The 23643-nt window shown below is 71.4% G+C and carries 22 protein-coding genes, 1 other RNA gene, 1 pseudogene and 1 riboswitch; of the genes and pseudogenes, 16 read left to right on the top strand and 8 right to left on the bottom strand.

Annotated elements, in window-relative coordinates; translation table 11 throughout:
* Positions 1-60: 60 nt before the first annotated feature.
* From purL to SPK54_RS08055, 3 genes are all read left to right on the top strand, one after another.
* Complete coding sequence (gene purL / locus SPK54_RS08045) at positions 61-3945, top strand: phosphoribosylformylglycinamidine synthase (protein WP_330947406.1); 3885 nt, start codon at positions 61-63, stop codon at positions 3943-3945.
* A 99-nt stretch (positions 3946-4044) separates the two neighbouring features.
* Complete coding sequence (locus SPK54_RS08050) at positions 4045-4914, top strand: glycosyltransferase (RefSeq protein WP_330947407.1); 870 nt, start codon at positions 4045-4047, stop codon at positions 4912-4914.
* Entirely contained in the window at positions 4911-5747 is an 837-nt protein-coding gene (locus SPK54_RS08055; protein ID WP_330947408.1) for a glycosyltransferase family 2 protein, read from the top strand. Before SPK54_RS08050 ends, SPK54_RS08055 begins: the two co-directional genes overlap by 4 nt.
* A 110-nt stretch (positions 5748-5857) precedes the next feature.
* On the opposite strand, the gene pyrF is transcribed toward SPK54_RS08055, so the two are convergent.
* Together pyrF and ettA are read right to left on the bottom strand one after the other, a co-directional pair.
* Entirely contained in the window at positions 5858-6679 is an 822-nt protein-coding gene (gene pyrF, locus SPK54_RS08060) for an orotidine-5'-phosphate decarboxylase (protein WP_330947409.1), read from the bottom strand.
* Positions 6680-6733: 54 nt separating this feature from the next.
* Positions 6734-8398 carry an energy-dependent translational throttle protein EttA gene (gene ettA, locus SPK54_RS08065; protein ID WP_330947410.1) on the bottom strand — a complete coding sequence of 555 codons (1665 nt, stop codon included), beginning with the start codon at positions 8396-8398 and terminating at the stop codon, positions 6734-6736.
* Positions 8399-8607: 209 nt separating this feature from the next.
* Here ettA and SPK54_RS08070 point away from each other — a divergent pair, with 209 nt between their 5' ends.
* On the top strand, positions 8608-9084 hold the full coding sequence (locus SPK54_RS08070; protein ID WP_330947411.1) for an RcnB family protein: 477 nt from the start codon (positions 8608-8610) through the stop codon (positions 9082-9084).
* A gap of 79 nt (positions 9085-9163) precedes the next feature.
* Here SPK54_RS08070 and SPK54_RS08075 read toward each other — a convergent pair whose 3' ends face one another.
* Positions 9164-9310, bottom strand: a complete 147-nt coding sequence (locus SPK54_RS08075; protein WP_330947412.1) for a hypothetical protein — start codon at positions 9308-9310, stop codon at positions 9164-9166.
* An 18-nt stretch (positions 9311-9328) separates the two neighbouring features.
* On the opposite strand from SPK54_RS08075, the gene SPK54_RS08080 reads away from it, so the two are divergent.
* The 9 genes from SPK54_RS08080 to thiL all read left to right on the top strand — a co-directional run bounded on the left by SPK54_RS08080 (position 9329) and on the right by thiL (position 16508).
* Positions 9329-9478 carry a hypothetical protein gene (locus tag SPK54_RS08080; RefSeq protein ID WP_330947413.1) on the top strand — a complete coding sequence of 50 codons (150 nt, stop codon included), beginning with the start codon at positions 9329-9331 and terminating at the stop codon, positions 9476-9478.
* 28 nt (positions 9479-9506) lie between these two features.
* Positions 9507-10775 (top strand): serine hydroxymethyltransferase, encoded by a 1269-nt coding sequence (glyA, locus tag SPK54_RS08085; protein WP_330947414.1) that lies wholly within the window; start codon positions 9507-9509, stop codon positions 10773-10775.
* A gap of 114 nt (positions 10776-10889) precedes the next feature.
* The gene (gene nrdR / locus SPK54_RS08090) at positions 10890-11441 is read left to right on the top strand and encodes a transcriptional regulator NrdR (RefSeq protein WP_330947415.1); all 552 of its coding nucleotides are present in this window, start codon (positions 10890-10892) and stop codon (positions 11439-11441) included.
* A complete protein-coding gene (ribD, locus tag SPK54_RS08095; RefSeq protein ID WP_330947416.1) occupies positions 11438-12550 on the top strand; it encodes a bifunctional diaminohydroxyphosphoribosylaminopyrimidine deaminase/5-amino-6-(5-phosphoribosylamino)uracil reductase RibD in 1113 nt (370 codons plus the stop codon). Before nrdR ends, ribD begins: the two co-directional genes overlap by 4 nt.
* Positions 12551-12608: 58 nt before the next feature.
* A riboswitch (FMN riboswitch) is annotated at positions 12609-12778 on the top strand.
* A gap of 70 nt (positions 12779-12848) precedes the next feature.
* A complete protein-coding gene (locus tag SPK54_RS08100) occupies positions 12849-13451 on the top strand; it encodes a riboflavin synthase (RefSeq protein ID WP_330947417.1) in 603 nt (200 codons plus the stop codon).
* Entirely contained in the window at positions 13448-14554 is a 1107-nt protein-coding gene (gene ribB, locus SPK54_RS08105) for a 3,4-dihydroxy-2-butanone-4-phosphate synthase (protein ID WP_330947418.1), read from the top strand. Before SPK54_RS08100 ends, ribB begins: the two co-directional genes overlap by 4 nt.
* Positions 14555-14584: 30 nt before the next feature.
* Positions 14585-15061 carry a 6,7-dimethyl-8-ribityllumazine synthase gene (gene ribH, locus SPK54_RS08110; RefSeq protein ID WP_330947419.1) on the top strand — a complete coding sequence of 159 codons (477 nt, stop codon included), beginning with the start codon at positions 14585-14587 and terminating at the stop codon, positions 15059-15061.
* On the top strand, positions 15058-15513 hold the full coding sequence (nusB, locus tag SPK54_RS08115; protein ID WP_330947420.1) for a transcription antitermination factor NusB: 456 nt from the start codon (positions 15058-15060) through the stop codon (positions 15511-15513). The genes ribH and nusB overlap by 4 nt, the downstream gene beginning before the upstream one ends.
* A 44-nt stretch (positions 15514-15557) precedes the next feature.
* Positions 15558-16508 carry a thiamine-phosphate kinase gene (thiL, locus tag SPK54_RS08120; RefSeq protein WP_330947421.1) on the top strand — a complete coding sequence of 317 codons (951 nt, stop codon included), beginning with the start codon at positions 15558-15560 and terminating at the stop codon, positions 16506-16508.
* Positions 16509-16550: 42 nt separating this feature from the next.
* Here the strand turns inward: thiL and SPK54_RS08125 are convergent, their stop codons facing one another.
* Genes SPK54_RS08125 through SPK54_RS08135 form a run of 3 tightly spaced genes read right to left on the bottom strand, consistent with a single transcriptional unit; the run spans position 16551 to position 19637 of the window.
* Positions 16551-17921, bottom strand: coding sequence for an FAD-linked oxidase C-terminal domain-containing protein (locus SPK54_RS08125; protein WP_330947422.1), 1371 nt, complete (start codon positions 17919-17921; stop codon positions 16551-16553).
* Between the two features lie 5 nt (positions 17922-17926).
* Positions 17927-18310 (bottom strand): YraN family protein, encoded by a 384-nt coding sequence (locus SPK54_RS08130; RefSeq protein WP_330947423.1) that lies wholly within the window; start codon positions 18308-18310, stop codon positions 17927-17929.
* Entirely contained in the window at positions 18297-19637 is a 1341-nt protein-coding gene (locus SPK54_RS08135; RefSeq protein ID WP_330947424.1) for a penicillin-binding protein activator, read from the bottom strand. The genes SPK54_RS08130 and SPK54_RS08135 overlap by 14 nt, the downstream gene beginning before the upstream one ends.
* A gap of 71 nt (positions 19638-19708) precedes the next feature.
* On the opposite strand from SPK54_RS08135, the gene rsmI reads away from it, so the two are divergent.
* Positions 19709-20533 (top strand): 16S rRNA (cytidine(1402)-2'-O)-methyltransferase, encoded by an 825-nt coding sequence (gene rsmI / locus SPK54_RS08140; protein ID WP_330947425.1) that lies wholly within the window; start codon positions 19709-19711, stop codon positions 20531-20533.
* A 151-nt stretch (positions 20534-20684) separates the two neighbouring features.
* Here rsmI and rnpB read toward each other — a convergent pair.
* Both rnpB and SPK54_RS08150 read right to left on the bottom strand, forming a co-directional pair.
* Positions 20685-21137: RNase P RNA component class A (rnpB, locus tag SPK54_RS08145), an RNA gene on the bottom strand.
* A 38-nt stretch (positions 21138-21175) separates the two neighbouring features.
* Positions 21176-21940: an NRDE family protein gene (locus tag SPK54_RS08150; protein ID WP_330947426.1), complete on the bottom strand. Its 765-nt coding sequence runs from the start codon at positions 21938-21940 to the stop codon at positions 21176-21178.
* 316 nt (positions 21941-22256) lie between these two features.
* On the opposite strand from SPK54_RS08150, the gene mraZ reads away from it, so the two are divergent.
* Both mraZ and rsmH read left to right on the top strand, forming a co-directional pair.
* Positions 22257-22703, top strand: coding sequence for a division/cell wall cluster transcriptional repressor MraZ (gene mraZ / locus SPK54_RS08155; RefSeq protein ID WP_330947476.1), 447 nt, complete (start codon positions 22257-22259; stop codon positions 22701-22703).
* Positions 22691-23632, top strand: a pseudogene (gene rsmH / locus SPK54_RS08160) (16S rRNA (cytosine(1402)-N(4))-methyltransferase RsmH); the annotation flags it as partial. The gene mraZ and the pseudogene rsmH, both read left to right, overlap by 13 nt.
* Positions 23633-23643 lie beyond the last annotated feature (11 nt).

Consider the following 23643-nt stretch of genomic DNA (forward strand, 5'->3'; position numbering starts at 1 on the left):
CCCCGGCCGGGCCCGTGCGGCTCGGCTACAATAGCGGGCCGTCCCCAACACGTGTCGGACATGATCGTCCTCGAGGGCGCGCCCGCCCTGTCGCCATTCCGCCGCGACCGCCTGCAAGCCCGTCTCCAGACCCTCGTGCCCGGCCTGCGCATCGCCGGCGCCTGTCACGGCTACTGGATCGATCCCGAGCCCGGCGCCACGCCGGACGCCACCGCGCTGCGCCGCATCCTGCAGGCTGGCGAGGGCTTCGCCGCCGCCGAGCCCGGCGCGGTCAGCCGCTACGTGGTGCCGCGGCTGGGCACGCTGTCGCCCTGGGCCAGCAAGGCCACCGAGCTGCTGCGCGGCGCCGGCCTGCCGGTGAAGCGCGTCGAGCGCGGCCTGCGCATCGACCTGCTGGGTTGGCCGGCCGATGCCGCCACGGCCGCGGCGCTGGCCAAGCTGCTGCACGACCCGATGACCCAGTCGCTGCTGGCCGCACGCGACGCCGCGGCGGCGCTGTTCGACTCGCAGCCCGCCGGCGGCGTCGAGGTCATTCCGCTGGCGCAGCTGGAGGCCGCCAACGCGCGCCTGGGCCTGGCGCTGGCCGACGATGAGATCGAGTACCTGCGCGCCCGCTACGGCGAGCTGGGGCGCGACCCGCACGACGTCGAGCTGATGATGTTCGCGCAGGCGAACTCCGAGCACTGCCGGCACAAGATCTTCAACGCCAGCTGGACCATCGACGGGCAGCCGCAGCCGCTCTCGCTGTTCAAGATGATCAAGAACACGCAGGCGCGCACGCCGGAGCACGTGCTGTCGGCCTACAGCGACAACGCGGCGGTGGTGGAAGGCTATGCGGCATCGCGCTGGCGCCCGGATCCGGCGACGCAGCAGTACCGCAGCGAGCCGGCCGTGGACTCGGCGTTCTGCATCAAGGTCGAAACCCACAACCACCCGACCGCGATCGCGCCGTTCCCCGGCGCCTCCACCGGCGCCGGCGGCGAGATCCGCGACGAGGGCGCCACCGGCCGCGGCGGCCGCCCGAAGGCGGGCCTGGCCGGGTTCTCGGTGTCGCACCTGCGCATCCCGACGCTGCCGCAGCCGTGGGAGGGCGAACGCCCGCTCAACCCGCGCATGGCCTCGGCCTTCGAGATCATGCTGGACGGCCCGCTGGGCGCGGCGGCGTTCAACAACGAGTTCGGCCGGCCCAACCTGACCGGCTATTTCCGCAGCTTCGAGCTGCACGAGGCCGACGGGCTCACCCGCGCCTACGACAAGCCGATCATGCTGGCCGGTGGCCTCGGCGCGATGGATCGCGGCCAGGTGGAGAAGCTGCGGCTGTCGCCGGGCGACGCGGTGATCGTGCTGGGCGGGCCGGCGATGCTGATCGGCCTCGGCGGCGGCGCCGCCAGCTCGGTGGCCTCCGGCGAATCCGCCGAAGACCTCGACTTCGCCTCGGTGCAGCGCGACAACCCGGAAATGGAGCGGCGCGCGCAGGAGGTCATCGACCGCTGCGTGGCGCTGGGCGCGGACAACCCGATCCTGTGCATCCACGACGTCGGCGCGGGCGGCCTGTCCAACGCCATTCCCGAGCTGCTGCACGACTCCGGCGTGGGCGGCGTCATCGACCTCGGCAAGGTGCCGAAGGACGACCCCTCGCTGTCGCCGATGCAGCTGTGGTGCAACGAATCGCAGGAGCGCTACGTGCTGGGCGTGGCGCAGTCGCGCGTGGCCGAGTTCGCGGCGCTGTGCGCGCGCGAGCGCTGCCCGTTCGCGGTGGTCGGCACCGCCACCGCCGAGGAACACCTGCGGGTGGGCTACGACGGCCAGCCGCCGGCCATCGACCTGCCGATGGACGTGCTGTTCGGCAAGCCGCCGAAGATGCACCGCGACACCGGGCACCCGGCGCCGCCGCGCTGGCCGCAGGCGGAAACCGACGCGCTGGACCTGCGCGAGGCCGGCCTGCGCGTGCTGGCGCACCCGGCGGTGGCCGCCAAGTCCTTCCTCATCACGATCGGCGACCGCACCGTCGGCGGCCTGACCGCGCGCGACCAGATGGTCGGCCCGTGGCAGATGCCGGTGGCCGACTGCGCGATCACGCTGTCGGGCTTCGACGGGTTTACCGGCGAGGCGATGAGCGTGGGCGAACGCACGCCGCTGGCCCTGCTGGACGCCGCCGCCTCCGCGCGGATGGCAGTGGGCGAGGCGATCACCAACCTGATCGCCGCGCCGGTGGAATCGCTCAACCGGATCAAGCTGTCCGCCAACTGGATGGCCGCCGCCGGCCACCCCGGCGAGGACGCGCGCCTGTTCGACGCGGTCAAGGCGGTGGGCATGGAGCTGTGCCCGGAGCTGGAACTCGGCATCCCGGTCGGCAAGGATTCGCTGTCGATGCAGGCGCAGTGGTCGAGCGACGGCGCCGCGCAGAAGTCGGTTTCGCCGGTGTCGCTGGTGGTCTCGGCGTTCGCGCCGGTGCTCGACGTGCGCGCCCAGCTCACACCGCTGCTGCGCCGCGACGTCGAGTCCGAGCTGTGGCTGATCGGCCTGGGCGGCGGCCGCCAGCGCATGGGCGGTTCGGTGCTGGCGCAGTGCCACCCGGACGCCAATGGCGGTGCCGCGCTGCCGGCGTTCGGCGGCGAAGCGCCGGACCTGGACGACCCGCAGCGCCTGCGCGCGCTGTTCGAACTGGTCCGCGACGCGCGCGAGGACGGCCTGCTGCTGGCCTACCACGACCGCTCCGACGGCGGTGTGTTCGCCGCGCTGTGCGAGATGGCGTTCACCTCGCACCTGGGCCTCGACATCCGCCTCGACGGCTGGGGCGACGGCCGCACCGGCGACCCGCTGCGGGTGCTGTTCAACGAGGAGCTGGGCGCGGTGGTGCAGGTGCCGGTGGAAGAGCGCGCCGCGTTCGCCGACCTGGTGGCCCGCCACGGCCTGATCGAATGCGCGCAGCGCATCGCGGTGCCCACCACCGCGCCGGTGGTGCGTATCGCCGACGGCGACGAAGAGCTGGCGAAGTGGCGCTGGGACGAGCTGTTCGACGCCTGGTGGTCGGTCACCCACGCGATGCAGCGGCTGCGCGACAACCCCGACGGTGCCGACAGCGAGCGCGAATCGGTGCGTCGCTTCGATGCTCCCGGCTTGCAGCCGCAGCTGACGTTCGATGCATCCGAGGACGTGGCGGCGCCGTTCGTGTCCACCGGCGCGCGGCCGAAGGTGGCGATCCTGCGCGAGCAGGGCGTCAACAGCCAGATCGAGATGGCCTGGGGCTTCGACCGCGCGGGCTTCGATGCGTTCGACGTGCACATGAGCGACCTGATCGCCGGCCGCTTCGACCTCAAGGACTTCCACGGCCTGGCCGCCTGCGGCGGCTTCAGCTACGGCGACGTGCTGGGCGCGGGCCGCGGCTGGGCGACGTCGATCCTGGAGCGCGCCGCGCTGCGCGAGATGTTCGCCGCGTTCTTCGCCCGCGAAAACAGTTTCTCGCTGGGGATCTGCAACGGCTGCCAGATGATGGCGCAGCTGCGCGACATCATCCCCGGCGCGGAGCACTGGCCGACCTTCCAGCGCAACGCCAGCGAGCAGTACGAAGCGCGGCTGGCGCTGCTGGAAGTGGGCGAGTCGCCGTCGATCTTCCTGCGCGGCATGGCCGGCTCGCGCATCCCGGTGGCGGTGGCGCACGGCGAAGGCCGCGCGGTGTTCGCCGACGCGATCGACCAGGCGGCGGTGGACGTGGCCGCGCGCTACGTCGAGGGCGGCCGCATCGCCGACCGCTACCCGGCCAACCCCAACGGCTCGCCCGACGGCATCGCCGGCGTGGCCAGCCGCGACGGCCGCGCCACCCTGCTGATGCCGCACCCCGAGCGCACCCTGCGCAGCGCCAACTTCAGCTGGGCGCCCGCCGACTGGCCGGAGGATTCCCCGTGGCAGCGGATGTTCCGCAACGCGCGGGTGTGGATGGGGTGAGCTACATTTGCAGTCTTTTCGGGGCGTGGACAAGGATGCAGTCGTGCGGGACGATGTGGTCGATGCAGGCGTGATCCCCGAACGGCGAGTGGAGCCGGCTTGCAAGTCCGGGCCGTGAACCGGGCCGGCAGCCCCCTGCCAATCGTGCTGGTGCCGGTGGGCACCGACGAGGACGCGCTCGACGCCTGCCTGGCTGCGCTCGATGCCGGCACTCCCGCCGGCACGCGGGTCTGGCTGGCGGACAACGCGCAGGCCGGGCCGCGCGGCATGGCCATCATCGAAGGCTGGCTGGCGCGTACCCGCCTGCAGGCGGCGCACACGCGCCGCGCCGCGCCGCTGGGCGAAGCCGCGCATATGGACGAGGCGTTGCGCGCCTGCGCCGACGCCGACGTGGCCGTGCTGGCCAGCGACGCGGCGCCGGCGCCGGGTTGGCTGGCGCGGCTGGCGGAATGCCTGGCGCGCGATCCGGCGATCGCCAGCGCCACGCCGTGGAGCAATGCCGGCGAGGCCGCAGCCTGGCCGCGGATCGGCGAGATCGCCGCGCTGGAGCACCCGCCGTCGCTGTTGGCCCAGGCCTGTGCGCAGCTGCCGCCGGAGCATCCGGAACTGCCGGCGGCGGTGGGCCATGCGGTGCTCCTGCGCGGTCGCGCCCGCGTGCAGGCCGGCGGGCTGGATGCCGCCAGCTATCGCTCCTGGTACGCCGCGCTGATCGACCTGAGCCTGCGCATGGCCGGGCTGGGCGGGCGCAACGTGCTGTGCGAAACCGCCTTCGTGGTGCGCGCTGCCGAAGGTGCGCCGCGCGAGGGCGACATGGACGCCCTGTGCGCGCGCTGGCCGGCCTGGCACGCGCGCATCGCCCACTGCCTGATGGACGACCCGCAGCGCGCGTTGCGGACCCGGCTGGGCGAGGAGCTGGCGCAGCTGGCGCGCCTGCCGCCGCAGGCCGATTTGTTCGCGGGCGCCACGTGAGCGACGGCGGCATCGCCGTGGTGGTGGTCGCCTACAACAGCGAGGAGACCCTGGACGAATGCCTGGCGCGGCTGCGCGCGGCGCAGGGCGTGGAGGAGATCCGCGTGGTCGACAACGCCTCGCGCGATGCCGGCATCGACATCGTGCAGCGCCACGCGCTGGCCGATGCGCGGCTGCGCTTCATCGCCAATCCCGACAACCCCGGCTTCGCGGTGGCCTGCAACCAGGGCGCGGCGGCCAGCACCGCGCCGTGGCTGGCATTCGTGAACCCGGATTGCTTCATCGAAGTGGACACGCTGGCGCGGCTGCGAGAGGCCGCCGCCAGCCAGGGCGACGCGCTGGTGGGCGGCGTGATGCGCGGCGAGGACGGCGCGCTGGACGCCGCCGCGCGCCGGCGCGACCCGGACTTCGCGGCGATGCTGCGTTCCCGCCGCGCGCGCGAACTGTCCATCCCGCGCGATCCGGCCACGCCGCTGCAGCTGGTGGACGCGGTATCGGGCGCGCTGATGGTGCTGCCCCGTTCGCTGTTCGCGCGCATTGGCGGCTTCGACGAAGGCTACCGGCTGCATGCCGAAGACCTCGATCTTTGCAGGCGGGTGCGCCAGGCCGGCGCGATGGTCGCCGTCGCCAACGAAGCGGAAGTGCTGCACGTGCGCGGGGTGTCGTCGCGCGCGCGGCCGCTGTTCGTGGAGTGGCACAAGCACCGCGGCCTGTGGCGGTACTTCGGCAGGTTCGAAGCCGCGCGCCGCGGCCGCATCACCCGGATGGCGGTGTTCGCGATGATCTGGGGGCGCTTTCCGCTGGCGGCGCTGCGGGCTGCGCTGCGCCGATAGACCGGCGATGCCCGTCGTTCTTTCCGCAGCAGCGCACCGCAGGGGCGCGACCGCTTTCGCGGAATCGGGTCAAACGCATCGCGCCTTTTCAGTGCGCCTGCGGGGAGCGTTTATGGCGAGCGGTAGCGGTTGATCTGATCGCGCAGCGACCTTGCCGCGCCGGCCGCCGCTTCCGCATAGCCCTCGCCGCGCGAGGCGTAGAGGATGCCGCGCGAGGAGTTGATCATCAGCCCGCTGCCGTCGGCGCTGCGGCCGTTGCGCACCACCGCCTCGACGTCGCCGCCCTGCGCGCCCACGCCGGGGATCAGCAGCGGCATGTCGCCGACGATGCCGCGGATCACCTTCAGTTCTTCCGGGAAGGTGGCGCCCACCACCAGCGCGCAGTTGCCGTCGCCGTTCCACTCGCCGGCGATGGTGCGCGCGATGTGCTGGTACAGCGGCGCGCCGTCCACCAGCAGCTCCTGGAAGTCGCGCGCGCCGGGGTTGGAGGTGTGGCAGAGGAACACGCAGCCGCGGTCGTTGTACTGCAGGAAGGGATCGGCGGAGTCGCGTCCCATGTACGGGTTCAGCGTCACCGCGTCGGCGCCAAAGCGCTCGAACGCCTCGCAGGCGTACTGCTGCGCGGTACTGCCGATGTCGCCGCGCTTGGCGTCCAGGATCACCGGCACGTCCGGATGTGCGCCGTTGATATGCGCGATCAGCCGCTGCAGCTGCGCCTCGCCGTCGTTATGGGCGGCGAAGTAGGCGATCTGCGGCTTGAAGGCGCAGGCGAATTCGGCGGTGGCGTCGGCGATGTCGCGGCAGAAATTGAACAGCGCATCGCCATCGTCCACGAAGCGGTCCGGGAACTTCGCCGGATCGGGGTCGAGGCCGACGCAGAGCAGGGTGTCGGCGTCGCGCCAGCGGGCGCGCAGTTTGTCGATGAAGCCCATGGTGTCCTCCTGCTGCATGCAAGGACGCCCACGTTGCCGTGGGCGTCCAGACTGTTACTTCAGCGCCTTGAACCGCAGCCGCTTCGGGCCCGCATCGTCGCCCATGCGGCGCTTCTTGTCTTCCTCGTACTCGCGGTAGTTGCCCTGGAAGAACTCCACGTGCGAGTCGCCCTCGAAGGCGAGGATGTGGGTGGCGATGCGGTCCAGGAACCAGCGGTCGTGGCTGATCACGAAGGTGTTGCCCGGGAACTCCAGCAGCGCGTCTTCCAGCGCGCGCAGGGTCTCGATGTCGAGGTCGTTGGATGGTTCGTCGAGCAGCAGCACGTTGCCGCCCTGCAGGAGGGTCTTGGCCATGTGCAGGCGGCCGCGCTCGCCGCCGGACAGCGAGCCCACCAGCTTCTGCTGGTCCTGGCCCTTGAAGTTGAAGCGGCCGATATAGGCGCGCGACTGGATCTCGGTGCCGTTGATGTTGAGGATGTCGAGGCCGCCGGAGACCTCCTGGAACACCGTGTGGTTGCCTTCCAGCGCGCCGCGGCTCTGGTCCACGTAGGCAAGCTGCACGGTCGGACCGATGTCGATCTGGCCCGAATCCGGCTTCTCCTGCCCGGTGATCATCTTGAACAGCGTCGACTTGCCGGCGCCGTTGGGGCCGATGATGCCGACGATGGCGCCCGGCGGCACCTGGAAGCTGAGGTTGTCGATCAGCAGGCGGTCGCCGAACTTCTTCGACACGTTCTTGAACTCGATGACCTTCTGGCCCAGGCGCTCGCCCGGCGGGATGAAGATCTCGTTGGTCTCCTGGCGCTTCTGGTAATCGACCGACTGCAGTTCCTCGATCCGGGCCAGGCGCGCCTTGCCCTTCGAGCGGCCGCCCTTGGCGTTGCTGCGCGCCCACTCCAGTTCCTTCTGGATGGCCTTCTGGCGCGACTTCTCCTGGTTCTCTTCCTGCTTCAGGCGCTCGTCCTTCTGCACCAGCCAGTCGGTGTAGTTGCCCTTCCACGGGATGCCGCGGCCGCGGTCCAGCTCGAGGATCCACTCGGCGGCGTTGTCGAGGAAGTAGCGGTCGTGGGTGACCGCCACCACGGTGCCGGTGTAGCGGGCGAGGAACTGCTCCAGCCATTCGACCGATTCGGCGTCGAGGTGGTTGGTGGGTTCGTCGAGCAGCAGCATGTCGGGCTTCTGCAGCAGCAGGCGGCACAGCGCCACGCGGCGCTTCTCGCCGCCGGACAGCTTGCCGATGACGGCGTCCCACGGCGGCAGGCGCAGCGCGTCGGCGGCCACTTCCAGCTGGTTCTCCAGGGTGTGCGCGTCGCCCGCCACCAGGATCGCCTCCAGGCGCTCCTGTTCCTTGGCCAGCGCGTCGAAATCGGCGCCTTCCTCGGCGTAGGCGGCATAGACCTCGTCCAGCCGGGCCTGCGCCTGCAGCACCTCGCCCACGCCTTCTTCGACCGCCTGGCGAACGGTGTGCTCGGGGTTCAGCTCCGGCTCCTGCGCCAGGTAGCCGACCTTGATGCCGGGCTGCGGGCGCGCCTCGCCCTCGAAATCCTTGTCCACGCCGGCCATGATCCGCAGCACGGTGGACTTGCCCGCGCCGTTCAGGCCCAGCAGGCCGATCTTGGCGCCGGGGAAGAAGCTCAGCGAAATGTCCTTGATGATCTGCCGCTTGGGCGGGACCACCTTGGACACGCGGTTCATGGTGTAGATGTATTGCGAGGACATGCAGGAAGGCTCCGTGAGCGCCATCGCGCCCGCGCGAGGGGCGCGCGGGCGGCAGAATTGGGTGGGATGCCCGAATTATACCGGCTGCGCGGGCTTGCTGGCCCTTGAATGGCGGGCGCCGCGGCGGGTTGGCGCCCGCGCCAGCAACCCTTCGTTCAGATCATCCGATGGATAGTGCAGCCATCGTCCACACGACCGGAGACTCCGCCATGAGGCACCTGCTGAAGATCGCCGCTTCTTCCCTGCTGCTGTTCGGCATGGCGGCTGCACCGGCCATGGCCGGCGACCACGATCGCCACGACCGCCGCGGCGGCTACGGCCACCACGACCGCGACCACGATGATGACGATGACCGCCGCCGTCATCGCCACGACCGCTACGACGCCCGCTACGACCGGCATGCCTCTCGCTACGACCGTTACGACCGCCGCTACGACCGTCGCGCGCCGCGGGTGGTGTACGTGCAGCCGCGGGTGGTCTACCGCACCGCGCCGCATCCGCGCTGGGTGCGCGGGGGCCGCTACTACGGCGCCGGCTATGCGCCCACCTATGTCGTGAACGACTGGCGTGGCTACGGCCTGCGCACCCCGCCGCGCGGGCATTACTGGCGGCGCAGCGACAGCGGCGATTACCTGCTGGTCGCGCTGGCCACCGGGATCATCGCCGACATCATCCTGGACCACTGAGCGCCGGCGCGCGTCCCGGCCCGTTCGCGGCCCGCCCTGTCCCGGCGGGCCGCGCTGTTTCCGGCGCCTGGCGCGGCGGCTACTGCCAGCCGGCGGCCTGCACCGCCAGGCTGCCCAGCGCCACCGCCAGCCAGACGCCCAGGCCCAGCAGGTTCGGCCTCGGGCCGGTGGTGCGCATGCGATGCAGGTCGGCGGACAGGCCGACCGCCGCCAGCGCCAGCAGCATCGCCAGTCCGCCGGCGGCATGCAGGACGCGCTGGCCGCCGGCCGCCTGCGCGCACTGCGGGCTCCGTTCCTGCAGTCCTTCCTGCGGCGCCGGCTGTCGCTGCTGCTGCCGCGCGGGCGCTACCGGGGTGCCCTGCTCGATGCGTTCCTGCGGGCTACAATCGGCTGATTCCCCACGTCCCCCCGGAGCCCCCCCCATGTTCTCCCGCGCTGACACGCTTGCCGCTTTCGACCCCGAACTGGCCAAGGCCATCGCCGCCGAGGACAGGCGCCAGGAGGACCACGTCGAGCTGATCGCCTCCGAGAACTACGCAAGCCCCAGGGTGATGGAAGCGCAGGGCAGCCAGATGACCAACAAGTACGCCGAGGGCTACCCGGGCAAGCGCTACTACGGCGGCTGCGAGTACGTGGACATCGCCGAACAGCTGGCGATCGACCGCCTGAAGCAGCTCTACGGCGCCGACTACGCCAACGTGCAGCCGCACAGCGGCAGCCAGGCCAACCAGGCGGTGTATTTCGCGCTGCTGCAGCCGGGCGACACCATCCTCGGCATGTCGCTGGCGCACGGCGGCCACCTGACCCACGGCGCCAAGGTCAACGCCTCCGGCAAGCTGTTCAACGCGGTGCAGTACGGCGTCAACGACGAGGGCCTGATCGATTACGACGAAGTCGAGCGGCTGGCGCTGGAGCACAAGCCGAAGATGGTCGTGGCCGGTTTCTCCGCCTATTCGCAGGTGGTGGACTGGGCGCGCTTCCGCGCCATCGCCGACAAGGTCGGCGCCTACCTGTTCGTGGACATGGCGCACGTGGCCGGCCTGGTCGCCGCCGGCGTGTACCCGAGCCCGCTGGCGCACGCGCACGTGGTCACCTCCACCACCCACAAGACCCTGCGCGGCCCGCGCGGCGGCATCATCATCGCCAGCCGCGCGGCGATGGGCGATGCGGCGGAAGAGATCGAGAAGAAGCTGCAGTCGATCGTGTTCCCCGGCATCCAGGGCGGCCCGCTGATGCACGTGATCGCGGCCAAGGCGGTGGCGTTCAAGGAGGCGCTGGAGCCGGCGTTCAAGGACTACCAGCAGCAGGTGGTGAAGAACGCGCAGGCGATGGCCAAGGTGATCATTGCCCGCGGCTACAAGATCGTCTCCGGCGGTACCCAGAACCACCTGATGCTGGTCGACATGATCGGCAAGGACGTGTCCGGCAAGCAGGCCGAGGAAGCGCTGGGCAAGGCGCACATCACCGTCAACAAGAACTCGGTGCCGAACGACCCGCGCAAGCCTTTCGTCACCTCCGGCCTGCGCATCGGCACGCCGGCGGTCACCACCCGCGGCTACAAGGAGCCCGACTGCGTGGCGCTGGCGGAGTGGATCTGCGACGTGCTGGACAACCCGAACGACGAGAATGTGATCGCCGGCGTGCGCGCGAACGTCGAGAAGCAGTGCAAGCAGTTCCCGGTGTACGGCTGAGAGCGGGAAGTGAGCGGAGAGGAATGAGGAGTGAGTAGAGACCGCCGCCGGCATCCGTGCAGCGCTGCCTTCGTTTCTTCGCGCTCCGCGCTCCTTCACTCTTGTGCCTGACGTATGCATTGCCCCTTCTGCCAGCACGGCGATACCCGCGTGATCGACTCGCGGGTGTCCGAGGACGGCGCCACCATCCGCCGCCGGCGCGTCTGCGAAGCCTGCGGCGAGCGTTTTTCCACCCTCGAGACCATCGAGCTGAAGCTGCCGGCCATCGTCAAGTCCGACGGCCGGCGCGAGGCGTTCGACGCGCGCAAGCTGCGCGTCGGCTTCGACCGCGCGCTGCAGAAGCGGCCGGTGTCCGAGGAACAGATCGAAGCCGCGGTGCGGGCGGTGGTGCACCAGCTGCGCATGGCGGCCGAGCGCGAGATCCCGGCGCGCCGGGTCGGTGAGTTCGTGATGGCGGAACTGCGCAAGCTCGACCACGTCGGCTACGTACGCTTCGCCTCGGTGTACCGCAGCTTCGAGGACGTGGCCGATTTCCGCGAGGAGCTCGACCGGTTGGAGCGCGATCTGCCGGGCGAGGGCCAGCTGCCGCTGCTGGCGGAGAAGAGGGGGTCGGAGTCGCTTTCCCCCCGCTTTCCTGCCAGAGCGGGCAAGGACAAGGAAAAGTGACTCCGACCCCATTATCTTTTTCGGCCACCGACCACGCGCTGATGGCGCGCGCGCTGCGGCTGGCCGAGCGCGGCGCGTACACGGCCCGCCCCAACCCCATGGTGGGCTGCGTGATCGCCCGCGACGGCGAGGTGGTGGGCGAGGGCTGGCACCAGCGCAAGGGCGGGCCGCATGCGGAGGTGTTCGCGCTGCAGGCCGCCGGCGACCGCGCGCGCGGCGCGACCGCCTACGTCAGCCTGGAGCCCTGCGCGCACCACGGCAGCACGCCACCCTGCGCGGACGCGCTGGTGGCGGCCGGCGTGGCGCGGGTGGTCGCGGCCATGCGCGATCCGTTCCCGTCGGTGGACGGTGCCGGTTTCGACAGGCTGAAGGTCGCCGGGATCGCGGTCGAACACGGGTTGATGGAAGCGCAGGCGCGCGAACTCAACCGCGGCTTCTTGGCCCGGGTCGAGCGCGGCCGGCCGTGGCTGCGGGTCAAGTTGGCGATGAGCCTGGACGGCCGCACCGCGATGGCGTCCGGCGATTCCAAGTGGATCAGCGGCGAAGCCTCGCGCCATGACGTGCAGCGCTGGCGCGCGCGCAGCGGCGCGCTGCTGACCGGCGCCGGCACCGTGCTGGCCGACGACCCGCGGCTCACCGTGCGGCTGGAGGACGGAAGCGACTTCCTGCCGCCGTTGCGGGTGGTGCTGGATCCGGGCCTGGCCACCGTGGCGCGCGGCCGCGTGCGCGAAGGCAATGCCCCCACGTTGTATGTCCACGCCCCCGATGCCAGGCTGCCGCGCGGCCTGGACATCGACCACGTGGCCGTGCCGGTGCAAGGCACCCGCTTCGATCTGGCTGCGGTGCTGCGGCTGCTGGCCGCGCGCGGCATCAACGAGGTGCAGCTGGAGGCCGGCGCCACCTTGGCCGGCGCCTTCCTCGATGCCGGGCTGGTCGACGAACTGCTGCTGTACGTGGCACCGGTGCTGCTGGGCCCGCGTGCGCGCCCGCTCTTCGACGGCCTGCACATCGACGCGATGGCGCAGCGGCTGAGGATGCGGCGCATCGAGAGCACCGTGGTGGGGGAGGACTTCCGCCTGCTGCTGCGGCCGGAGCCGCCCGCAGCCTGAGCTGGCAGGGGGCGGTGGTACACTGCGCGGGCCGGCATGCCGGCGACAACCCACAACGAAACGTCTTCAGGGCGGGGTGAGATTCCCCACCGGCGGTAGGCGCGGCGTGCTTCCAGAAGGCAGACCGTGCGAGCCCGCGAGCGCTTCCCGGCCGGCGTGGCGGGCAGGTCAGCAGACCCGGTCGAATGCCGGGGCCGACGGTCACAGTCCGGATGAAAGAAGACGCACCCGCACGGCCCTGCCGTGCGTCTGCGCGCGCCATGCGGGCGTTTCCCGTGCCATGCGGGAAACCAGAGACATGTTCACAGGACTCATCGAAGGCGTTGGTGCGCTGGCCGCCCGTGAAACCCGCGGCGGCGATGCGCGACTCGCGATCGACACCGGCACGCTGCCGTTCGACGGCGTGCAGCTGGGCGAGAGCATCGCGGTCAACGGCTGCTGCCTGACCGTGGTCGAATTCGGCGCCACCCGCTTCGCGGTGGATGCCTCCAACGAAACCCTTGCGCTCACCACGCTGGGCCGGCTCGCGATCGGCGCGCCGGTGAACCTGGAACGCGCCATGCTGCCCACCGATCGCCTCGGCGGCCACCTGGTCAGCGGCCATGTGGACGGGCTGGCCAGCGCCGAGCGGCGCTGGGACGATGCACGCGCGGTGCGCTGGCGGTTTTCCGCGCCGCGGCCGCTGCTGCGCTACATCGCCCACAAGGGCTCAGTCTGCGTGGACGGCGTCAGCCTGACCGTGAATGCCGCCGACGACGCCGGGTTCGAGGTGGCGCTGATCCCGCACACGGTGGAACACACCGCCTTCCGCGCGCTGCAGGTGGGCGACGCGGTCAACATCGAAGTGGACCTGCTGGCGCGCTACGCCGAGCGCCTGCAGGCGACGAAGGACTGGACATGAGCTTTGCAAGTATCCCGGAACTGCTGGACGAACTGCGTGCCGGGCGCATGGTGGTGGTGGTCGATGACGAGGACCGCGAGAACGAAGGCGACCTGATCATGGCCGCCGAGCTGGTCAAGCCGTCGGACATCAATTTCATGGTGACCCACGCGCGCGGCCTGGTCTGCCTGTCGCTGACCCGCGAGCGCTGCGCGCAGCTGGGGCTGAACCCGATGGTGCGCGACAACACCTCGCCGCACCACACCAACTTCACCGTCAGCATCGAGGCGGCCGAGGGCGTCACCACCGGCATCAGCGCCTACGACCGCGCGCATACCGTGCGCACCGCCGTGCGGCCGGATGCCAAGCCGGCCGACCTCAGCCAGCCCGGCCACATCTTCCCGCTGATGGCGCAGCCCGGCGGCGTGCTCAACCGCGCCGGCCATACGGAAGCGGCCGCCGACCTGGCCCTGCTGGCCGGATTCGAGCCCGCCGGGGTGCTGGTGGAGATCCTCAACCCGGACGGCAGCATGGCCCGGCGGCCCGAGCTGGAAGTCTTCGCGCGCGAGCACGGGCTGAAGATCGGTTCGATCGAGGACCTGATCCGCTACCGGCTGGACACCGAGCACACGGTAGAGTGCATCGACAGCCGCGAGATCGATACCGACCACGGTCGCTTCCAGCTGCACACCTGGCGCGACCGCCTGACCCGTGGCCTGCATTACGCGCTGGTGCGCGGCGAGGTGGCGGGGGGCGAGCCGGTGCTGGTGCGCGTGCAGCAACAGAACCCGCTGGCCGATGCGCTGCACTGGCGGCGCGACGATTTCGGCCCGCTGGTGGGCGACGTGCTGGCGATGATCGCCGCTGACGGCCGCGGCGTGCTGGTCCTGCTGGGTGATGCGCCCGATGCCGAGGCCACCCTGGCGCGCATCCGCGAGCAGCCGGCGCCGCCCGCCAGCAAGGCCGGCGCGCTGGCGCAGTGGCGCCGCAACGGTGCCGGCTCGCAGATCCTGGCTGCGCTGGGCGTGCGCCACCTGCGCGTGCTCGGCACCCCGCGCCGGCAGGTCGGGCTGGCCGGCTTCGGGCTGGAGGTGGTGGAGTACGTGGTGCTGCCGGCGCGGTAAACTGCCCGGCCCACGCATCCGCCCAAGCCCATGCCGCACCACGAAGGCGACCTGCGCGTCCACCCCGACGCGCGCTTCGCGATCCTCGCCAGCCGCTGGAACCCGCGCATCGTCGATGCGCTGGTGGAGTCGGCGCGCGCAACCCTCCTCGCCAACGGCGTGGCCGAGGCCGCCATCGATGTGGTGCGCGTGCCCGGCGCGTGGGAGTTGCCGGTGATCGCGCGCCAGCTGGCGCACGGTGGCGGCCATGCCGCCATCGTCGCGCTGGGCTGCGTGGTGCGCGGCGACACCCGCCATTACGAGCAGGTGGCCGATGGTACTTCCGACGGTCTGATGCGGGTGGCGCTGGACACTGGCGTGCCGGTCATGAACGGCGTGCTGGCGGTGGAGAAATTCGAGGATGCGCTGGCGCGTGCCGGCGGCAGCCATGGCAACAAGGGCGAAGAGGCGGCGCTGGTGGCGATCGAGATGGCCGACCTGCGCCGCAAGCTGCAGGAGCAAGCATGAACAAGCATCATCGTCGTCCCGACGGCATCGATCCCGTGGCTCGTTCGCGCTCGCGCCGGCGCGCGCTGCAGGCGATCTACGCCTGGCAGATCAACCATGCCGACGAGCGCGCGCTGATCGCCCAGTTCGCCCACGAGCAGGCCCACGAGATCGCCGACCTCGAATACTTCGAGGACCTGGTGCGCGGCGTGCTGCGGCACTCCGACCAGCTGGATGCGGCACTGGCAGGACACCTGGACCGCGGCATCGAAGAGGTGGACCAGATCGAGCGCGCCGCGCTGCGGATTGCCGCATACGAACTGACCCACCGGCCCGACGTGCCCTACCGCGTGGTCATCAACGAAGCCATCGATTCCACCAAGCGCTTTGGTTCCGAGCACGGCCACACCTACGTCAACGGCGTGCTGGACAAGGCCGCGGCGGTGCTGCGCGGCGTGGAAGCCGAGAAGTAAGCAAGCCGTCATTCCCGTTTTCGCGGGAATGACGAGCAAAAGACATGTCGCAAGGTGAGTTCGACCTGATCGCCCGCATCCGCCAGCGCGCCGCCGCGCGCGGCGACGTGGCGCTGGGCATCGGCGACGACTGCGCGCTGCTGGCGCCGCCGCCCGGCATGCAGCTGGCGGTGACCATGGACGCGCTCAACGTGGGCGTGCATTTCCCCCCGGACACCGCGCCCGCCGACCTCGGCTGGAAGGCGCTGGCGGTGAACCTCTCCGACCTGGCCGCGATGGGCGCGCAGCCGGCCTGGGGCACGCTGTCGCTGTCGCTGCCGCAGGGCGATGTGGCCTTCGTCGACGGCTTCTTCGATGGCTTCTTCGCCCTCGCTGCGCAGCATGGTTTTGCGCTGGTCGGCGGCGACACCACCCGCGGTCCGCTGTCGATCGCGATCACCGCGCACGGCCTGGTCGAGCCCGGACAGGCGCTGCGCCGGGACGGCGCCCGGGTGGGCGATGACATCTGGGTCAGCGGCACCCTGGGCGATGCCGCTGGCGCGCTGCGGCAGTGGCAGGCCGGCGTGCCGATGTCGCCGGCCCTGCAGGCGCGGCTGGACCGGCCCACCCCGCGGGTGGCGCTGGGCCGCGCGCTGCGCGGGATCGCCAGCAGCTGCATCGACGTCAGCGATGGCCTGCTCGCGGATCTCGCCCACATCTGCCGCGCCAGCGGCGTCGGCGCGGAGATCGACATCGATGCGCTGCCGGCCAGCGCCGCGCTGCGCGCGGCATTCGGACCGGACGCCCTCCGCGTGCTGCAGGCTGCGGGCGGCGACGATTACGAGCTGTGTTTCACGGCGCCCGCAGCTGCCTCCGATGCGCTGGGCATGGCGCTGGCGGAAGCCGGCACTGCGGCCACCCGCATCGGCACCATCAGCGCCGGCAGCGGCGTGCGGCCAACCCTCGGCGGCGTCGCCTGGTCGGCGCCGGCGACAGGGTGGCAGCACTTCGCCTGAGCACCCGGCTTCGCGCGCGCGGCGCCCGGGGAATCGCCGCTGCTAGGGCAACAGCTTGCCCGGATTGAGGATGCCGTCCGGATCGAATGCGCGCTTCACCGCGCGCATGGTTTCCAGCGTGGCGGGGTCGTACGCGCCCGCCATGAAGTCACGCTTGGACAGGCCGATGCCGTGTTCGCCGGACAGCGCACCGCCCAGGGCCAGCGCCAGTTCGAACACGCGCGGCAGCGCCGCCTGCGCGCGCGCGGATTCGTCGGCATCGTCGGGGTGGTAGAGGATGTTGACGTGCAGGTTGCCGTTGCCGGCGTGGCCGAAGCAGACGATGGTCAGCGCGTATTCGTCGGCCAAGGCCTCGACGCCCGCCACCAGGTCGGGGATGCGCGAGACAGGCACCACCACGTCCTCGTTGATCTTGCCCGGGGCGATGCTGCGCAGCGCCGGTGACAGCGCGCGCCGCGCCGCCCACAGCTTGTCGCGGGCGAGGCCGTCCTGCGCCACGTCCATGTCGATCAAGCCGTCGCCGTCGGCGGCGCCGCCGAGTGCGGCGAGGATGTCGGGCAAGGCGTCGAAACTGCCGTCCGCTTCGATGAGCAGCATCGCGCCGGCTTCCGGCACGTCGCTGCCGTTGCGGCGCAGCAGTTCGAGGCTGCGGCGATCCATGAACTCCAGCATCGCCGGCACCACCGGCTGCGCCATCAGCCGCGACACCGCGGCGGCCGCGCTGGCGGCGTCGCGGTAGAACGCGCGCAGCCCGGCCTGCGCCTGCGGGCGCGGTGCGAGTTTCAGGGTGGCTTCCACGATCAGCGCCAGCGTGCCCTCGCTGCCCACCAGCAGGCGGGTGAGGTCGTAGCCTGCGGACGCCTTGGTGTAGGCGCCGCCGACCCGGATGAGCTCGCCGGCGCCGGTGACCGCCGCCAGCCCCAGCACGTTGTCGCGGGTGGCACCGTATTTCACCGCGCGCGGGCCGCCGGCATTGGTGGCCAGATTGCCGCCGATGCTGCACAGCTCGGCGCTGGACGGGTCCGGCGGCCAGAACAGGCCGTGCGGCTGCAGTGCCTGCTGCAGCGTGCCGTTGAGGACGCCGGGCTCCACCACCGCGCAGCGGTCGGCAGCACGGATATCGAGGATGCGGTTCATCCGCGCGAACGAGACCGCGATGCCGCCCTGCGTCGGCACCGCCGCGCCGGTGGTGCCGGTGCCGGCGCCGCGGGCGACGAGCGGCATGCCGTGTGCGCGGCAGGCGCGCACCAGCGCGACAACCTGCTCGCAGGTGCGCGGCTGCGCCACCGCGTCGGGCAGGGCGTGGCGGCGCGAATCGTCGCCGCCATTGGCTGCGCGCGTGGCATCGTCCATGCGCCAGCCGTCCCCCAGCAGCGCGGACAGTTCGGCGATGAGGGCGTCGGGCAGGGCCATGCGCTTCAGCAATCGTCGGCGCGGAAGGCGTCGCGCAGCCAGTCGAATGCCGGCGTGGCCGGGTCGCCGCTGGCGGCCATCACGTCGAAGCGGCAGGGCGCGTTGGCATGGCGCGGGTGCCGCAGTAGCCAGACCTGCGCCGCGCGCACCAGCTTGCGGCGCTTGCGGGCGTCGACCGATGCCGCGCCGCCGCCGAACGCGGCATCGGCGCGGTAGCGCACCTCCACGAACACCACGGTAGCGCCGTCGGCCATCACCAGATCCAGCTCGCCACCGCGCGCACTTGCGTTGCGTGCCAGCAGGCGCAGGCCGTTTGCTTCGAGAAACCGCAGCGCCGCGGCTTCCACCGCGTCGCCGCGGGCGCGCAGATCCGGCTCAGCGCGCGCCATCGCCCAGCGGCACCGGCTGGCCGCCGACGAAGCGCGTCCAGCCAGGACGGCGCAGCACGTTGCCGAAACCATCCAGACGCAGGCGCCCGGTGGCGCCGACGATGCCGCTGTTGGTCAGCGCCAGATGCTCCAGGTAGCCGGTCAGCCGCCACGCATCCAGGCCGAAGGCGAACAGCCGCGCCGCCGGCCCTTTGGCGGTATTCACGCGGTCGGCGGCGCTGGCCTGCGAAGGCAGGCCGGCCACGCGCTGCACCAGCCACGGTTCGGTTGGAAACACGATGCCGTCCAGCGCCGCGTCCTCGGCGGCCTTGCCGGTGCCGGACACGATCTGCGAGCTGGCCACCCGCGGCAGCCCGGCCATGCCTGCCAGCGCAAGTTGCGGCGCCACGATCCGCGCCTGCGGGCCCTTCAGCACCAGCAGCACCGCGTCGGGTGCCTCGGCCTGGGCCAGCTGGCGCAGCGCGCCGTCCATCTGCTCGCTGACGCCCAGGCGGGCGACCACGCGCACGCCGCGGCTTTCCAGCTGCTTGCGCGCTGCTTCGGCGGTGCGCCGCTGGGTGTCGTCGCTGCCGGCAATCAGCAGCACGCGCTTGCTGCCGCGCTCCTCGATCAGATGCTGCGCCAGGCTGATGCCTTCGTCTTCCGGCGACAGCGAGAACGCCGCGCTGCCGGGCACCGGTGCGCGGTCGCCGCGGTTGAGCGCCAGCAGCGCCACTGGCGGTTCGCCGGCAAACACCGCGTCGACTTCGTCGCGGCCCAGCGGGCCGACCACGAAATCGTTGCCTTCGGCCGCAGCGCGGGCCAGCGCTGCGTTGACGCCGCCCGCGGTGTCGTAGAAGCGCAGCAGCGGGCGGCGGCGGGTCTCGCCGTAGTAGCCGGCCAGGTAGCCGTCACGCACTGCTGCGGCGGCCGCGGCCTGGCTGCCGGACAGCGGCAGCAGCACGCCCACCCGCAGCGGCGGCCGATAGCCGTCGGTCGCTGCGGGCGGTCGGGTGGCGGCGCCGAAGCTGGCGTCACCGCGGTCGAACCCGCGCGGCGGCGGCAGGCCGCGCCGCAGCAGGGTGCGGCCGGCGAAGTTGTAGAGCGGGTCGCCGGCGGGCAGGCGGGCGGCGTCGCGCGCCAGGGTGGCGTCGTCCAGGCTGGCCAGCAGCCGGTCGATGGCGTCGGCGTTGGCGCGGCGCGCCTGCCCGGTCAGCGCGGCGTGGCTGGCCGCCAGCACCTGCGCCTCGAGCGTGGCGGCGGCATACGGCGGCGGGGGCGGCGCCTTGGGCGCCACGTTCGCGCAGCCGGCCAGCGCCAGCAGCAGGACGATGAGGAGAAGTCGCATCTGGGCCACGGGCGTGGGCGCTCGTTCGGGAACCGGCTAGGATTCTACCCGCGCACACGTTGAAGACAGGCATGCAGGATTCCGGAACGCTTTTTGTCGTCGCCACGCCCATCGGCAATCTTGGCGACCTTTCGCCGCGCGCGCAGCAGGCCCTACGCCAGGTCGCGGCGATCTGCGCCGAGGACACCCGCCGCAGCGGCCAGCTGCTGGCGCACTTCGGCATTGCCACGCCGCTGGTCGCGCTGCACGAACACAACGAGGAGGCGATCGCGCAGAAGATCGTCGCGCGCCTGCAGGCCGGCGAATCGCTGGCGCTGGTCAGCGACGCCGGCACTCCGCTGGTGTCCGATCCCGGCTTCCGGCTGGTGCGCGCCGCGCGCGCGGCCGGGGTCAAGGTCAGCCCGCTGCCGGGCCCGTCGGCGCTGGTCGCCGCGCTCAGCGTGGCCGGCCTGCCCAGCGACCGCTTCGCCTTCGAAGGCTTCCTGCCGGCCAAGGCCTCGGCCCGGCGCGAACGCCTGCAGGCGCTGGCCGCCGAGCCGCGCACGCTGATCTTCTACGAGTCCTCGCATCGCATCGCCGACACCCTGGCCGACATGGCGCAGGCGTTCGGCGATGCGCGTCCCGCGGTGCTGGCGCGCGAGCTGACCAAGCTGTTCGAAACCGTGCTGGACGGCAGCCTCGCGCAGCTGCAGGCGCGGGTCGAAGCCGACGCCGACCAGCGCAAGGGCGAGTTCGTGGTGCTGGTGCAGGGCGCCGGCGAAGATGCCGACGTCAAGATCATCGAGGGCCGCCGCCTTTACGCCAGGCTCAAGGACCACCTGCCGCCTTCGACCGCCGCGAAGCTGGCGGCGGAGCTGTCCGGCGCCCCGCGTAAGGCGTTGTACGGATCGGACTAGGTGGTTTCGCCGGATCGCCACGGATGGAACAGCCCCCTTTGGTAAAGGGGGCGCGCCGATAGGCGCGGGGATTCGGAGGTTGAAGGCCCGGGGCCCAAACGTTTGCGCAGCAAACTTTGGGAGCTTCAATTGCGCCGCGCGCAATTGAAGCTGGCGGAGCCGGCCGATAAGCCGGGTTCTGTTCGACGCTTGCGCGCCGCGGCAGTCATTCCTCTAGGCGCAGCGTCGCCGCTACGCTCAAGCAACCTACCCGGAGACTCGGCGGGCCGCCTCATCGTCTCCCTATTTGGTCTTGCTCCCGGTGGGGTTTGCCGTGCCGGTCTGTTGCCAGACTCGCGGTGCGCTCTTACCGCACCATTTCACCCTTGCCTGAGCCCTGCCACCCCTTTGCCGTCTCCGCGAAGGACTTGCTCGGCGACGCCGGCAAGTCCGGGAGATGGCCGCTCCGGCCAGCGCGGCAAAGGGGTGACAGGGCCATCGGCGGTATCTTTCTGTTGCACTTTCCGTCGGCTCTCGCCGCCCAGGCGTTACCTGGCACCGTGCCCTGTGGAGCCCGGACTTTCCTCGGCACCGTTTCCGGTGACGCGACTGCCTGGCCGACTCCGCCACGGCCATTGTACGGTGGCGGCCCGCGGATGTCGTTCAGGGCGTGGCTTCGAGTGCGGTCTCGCCCTCGAACACCCCGCCCGGCCCGAAGCGGCGTTCGATGATCGTGGCGCCGCCGTCATGTCCCACCAGCACCAGCGTGCTGGCGCGGGTACCGTAGTCATGCTCGCGGATGAAAGCGGCGGACAGCCGCCGTTCCAGCGCCAGCCCCACCCCGGTGTCCGGCAGCAGGGCGTCGTCGGCGACCCGTTCGTCCGCCAGCGCCGCCCACAGCGGTTCCAGGTCGGCCTCGCCGGCAGCGATCCATTGCGCCAGCACGTCACGCAGCCGCGTGGTTTTGGGCCACGGCGCGTCGAGGGCGCCATTGGACAGGCCGTAGATGCCGGGCGTCAGCCGGCGCCCGCCTTCGCCCGCCGGGCCATGGCCCACATAGGCGCAGGCCTCGGCATCGGCCACCAGCAGGTTGAACGGCGCATAACGCCCGGGCTCGCGGGCAAGTGCGGCCGCGTAGGCCGGGGCGGCGTCGGTGCCGGCCAGGAAGCGCAGCGGCAGGGCGCCGCGGGAGGGGCCGGCGTAGGGCGGCGCCCGCCCGTTGCGCACATTGGTCACCACCGCCATTCGCCCGTGGGGCCCCAGCCCCATCCAGGTGCCGCCGGCGCGCAGGTCGCGTCCGGCCAGGATGGGCGCGTCGGACCAGCGTGCCAGGGCCGCGGTGGGGCGGGCATGCAGCTCATCGCGATTGCCGGCGGCCACCAGCCGCCAGCGGGGATGCACGTTCCAGGCAAGGGCGACCAGGCACATGCCTGCATTCTGCCCCGCCCCCGAGCCATTCAGTTTTTGCGTTGCAACATGCCGCCATGCCCGTCGCCCCTGTTCATGCAAAAGCGTGCGAGGCGTCGCGGAATCTCAAAAAATGAGATGAAACATGAGCTTGTGGATAAAGCTTGAACAACTTGTTGAAGTTTGCTGCAAGTCCTTGACCGGCCGAAAGAAATCTCCGCCGTCGGGTTGTTGACATGGGTCAATTGCCTGCTAATGTGGGGGCTCGTGGGAAAACCGGGAAAATCGTGGTTTTTCTGGTGTGAACTCCGCGGCAGACGGGGGCGAGAAGGGCAGCATGTTCCAGGGCGAGACCGCCATCACCATTGACGACAAGGGCCGGCTGGCGATTCCGACCGCCTACCGGGAGCTCGTCGCGCGTGCCTGCGGCAATCGCCTGGTCATCACCTACAACGCCTTCGAAACCACCGGTTTGTACATCTATCCGCATGCCGTGTGGGAAAAGGTGCGCGACCAGGTCAATGCGCTGCCGCGGGTCAAGAAGCCCAGCCGCATCCTGCAGCTGAAGCTGGTGGGCGCGGCCGAGTTCGTCGAGCCCGACGGCAATGCGCGGATCTCGATCCCGGCCAGCCACCGCAATGCCGCCGGCATCGAGCGCAAGGCGGTGCTGGTGGGGATGGGCGACAAGTTCGAACTGTGGAGCGAGGCGGACCACCTGGCGCAGATTCGCCAGCCGCTGGGCGACGAGGACCTGGGCGACGAGTTCCAGGAATTGATGCTGTGAGCGGCGGTGGCGCGGGCATCGCGTCCGCCCACCTTCCGGTGCTGTTTGCCGAGGTCATGGACGGTCTGGCGGTGAGAGAGGACGGAACCTACCTGGACGGGACGTTCGGGCGTGGCGGTCATGCCCGTGGGGTGTTGCAGCGGCTTGGCGAAAAGGGGCGTTTGCTGGCGATGGACAAGGATCCGGACGCGATCGCGGAGGCCATGCGGATGGCCGACGCCGACGCGCGCCTGTCCTGGCATCGCGGCAGCTTCGCCACCCTGGCCGACTGGCCGGCCACCGCGGCAGGCCTCGACGGCGTGCTGCTCGATCTTGGCGTGTCGTCGCCGCAGCTGGACGTGGCCGAGCGCGGATTCTCTTTCGGCAAGGACGGCCCGCTGGACATGCGGATGGATCCGGACTCCGGCGAGAGCGCCGCCGAGTGGCTGGCCCGCGCCAGCGAAAAGGACATCGCCGACGTGCTCTGGCTGTACGGCGAGGAGCGCCAGAGCCGGCGCATCGCCCGCTTCATCGTGGCCCGTCGCGCGGAGCAGCCGATCGTCCGCACCGCGCAGCTGGCCGACCTGATCGCGCAGGCCTGCCCGCGCGGCGCCAGCAAGACCCACCCGGCCACGCGCAGCTTCCAGGCCATCCGCATCCACATCAACCGCGAGCTGGCCGACCTCGAGGCCGGCCTCGATGCCGCGCTGTCCCGGCTCAAGGTGGGCGGACGGCTGGCGGTGATCAGCTTCCACTCGCTGGAGGACCGCATCGTCAAGCAGTTCATGGCCAAGCACGCGAAGGCGCCGCCGGCCAACCGGAGGATGCCGGTCGAGCTGGCGTTCACGCCGGTGCTGCGGCTGGTGGGCGGCGCGCAGAAGGCCTCCGAAGCGGAACTGGCCGCCAACCCGCGCGCGCGCAGCGCGGTGCTGCGGGTGGCCGAGAAACTGCCGGCCGCTGG

The organism is Thermomonas sp. LB-4, from assembly GCF_036409385.1.
Classification (GTDB): Bacteria; Pseudomonadota; Gammaproteobacteria; order Xanthomonadales; family Xanthomonadaceae; genus Thermomonas.

What these genes read in the sequence shown, in the direction of transcription:
- SPK54_RS08080 (WP_330947413.1), top strand. Translation starts at nt 9,329, where the DNA reads ATGCAGGACGCGCTGGCCGCCGGCCGCCTGCGCGCACTGCGGGCTCCG.
- purL (WP_330947406.1), top strand. Translation starts at nt 61, where the DNA reads ATGATCGTCCTCGAGGGCGCGCCCGCCCTGTCGCCATTCCGCCGCGAC.
- thiL (WP_330947421.1), top strand. Translation starts at nt 15,558, where the DNA reads ATGTCGCAAGGTGAGTTCGACCTGATCGCCCGCATCCGCCAGCGCGCC.
- ribB (WP_330947418.1), top strand. Translation starts at nt 13,448, where the DNA reads ATGAGCTTTGCAAGTATCCCGGAACTGCTGGACGAACTGCGTGCCGGG.
- SPK54_RS08150 (WP_330947426.1), bottom strand. Translation starts at nt 21,940, where the DNA reads ATGTGCCTGGTCGCCCTTGCCTGGAACGTGCATCCCCGCTGGCGGCTG.
- pyrF (WP_330947409.1), bottom strand. Translation starts at nt 6,679, where the DNA reads ATGGGCTTCATCGACAAACTGCGCGCCCGCTGGCGCGACGCCGACACC.
- nrdR (WP_330947415.1), top strand. Translation starts at nt 10,890, where the DNA reads ATGCATTGCCCCTTCTGCCAGCACGGCGATACCCGCGTGATCGACTCG.
- ettA (WP_330947410.1), bottom strand. Translation starts at nt 8,398, where the DNA reads ATGTCCTCGCAATACATCTACACCATGAACCGCGTGTCCAAGGTGGTC.
- mraZ (WP_330947476.1), top strand. Translation starts at nt 22,257, where the DNA reads ATGTTCCAGGGCGAGACCGCCATCACCATTGACGACAAGGGCCGGCTG.
- SPK54_RS08135 (WP_330947424.1), bottom strand. Translation starts at nt 19,637, where the DNA reads ATGCGACTTCTCCTCATCGTCCTGCTGCTGGCGCTGGCCGGCTGCGCG.
- nusB (WP_330947420.1), top strand. Translation starts at nt 15,058, where the DNA reads ATGAACAAGCATCATCGTCGTCCCGACGGCATCGATCCCGTGGCTCGT.
- ribH (WP_330947419.1), top strand. Translation starts at nt 14,585, where the DNA reads ATGCCGCACCACGAAGGCGACCTGCGCGTCCACCCCGACGCGCGCTTC.
- SPK54_RS08125 (WP_330947422.1), bottom strand. Translation starts at nt 17,921, where the DNA reads ATGGCCCTGCCCGACGCCCTCATCGCCGAACTGTCCGCGCTGCTGGGG.
- rsmI (WP_330947425.1), top strand. Translation starts at nt 19,709, where the DNA reads ATGCAGGATTCCGGAACGCTTTTTGTCGTCGCCACGCCCATCGGCAAT.
- SPK54_RS08070 (WP_330947411.1), top strand. Translation starts at nt 8,608, where the DNA reads ATGAGGCACCTGCTGAAGATCGCCGCTTCTTCCCTGCTGCTGTTCGGC.
- glyA (WP_330947414.1), top strand. Translation starts at nt 9,507, where the DNA reads ATGTTCTCCCGCGCTGACACGCTTGCCGCTTTCGACCCCGAACTGGCC.
- SPK54_RS08100 (WP_330947417.1), top strand. Translation starts at nt 12,849, where the DNA reads ATGTTCACAGGACTCATCGAAGGCGTTGGTGCGCTGGCCGCCCGTGAA.
- SPK54_RS08075 (WP_330947412.1), bottom strand. Translation starts at nt 9,310, where the DNA reads ATGCTGCTGGCGCTGGCGGCGGTCGGCCTGTCCGCCGACCTGCATCGC.
- SPK54_RS08130 (WP_330947423.1), bottom strand. Translation starts at nt 18,310, where the DNA reads ATGGCGCGCGCTGAGCCGGATCTGCGCGCCCGCGGCGACGCGGTGGAA.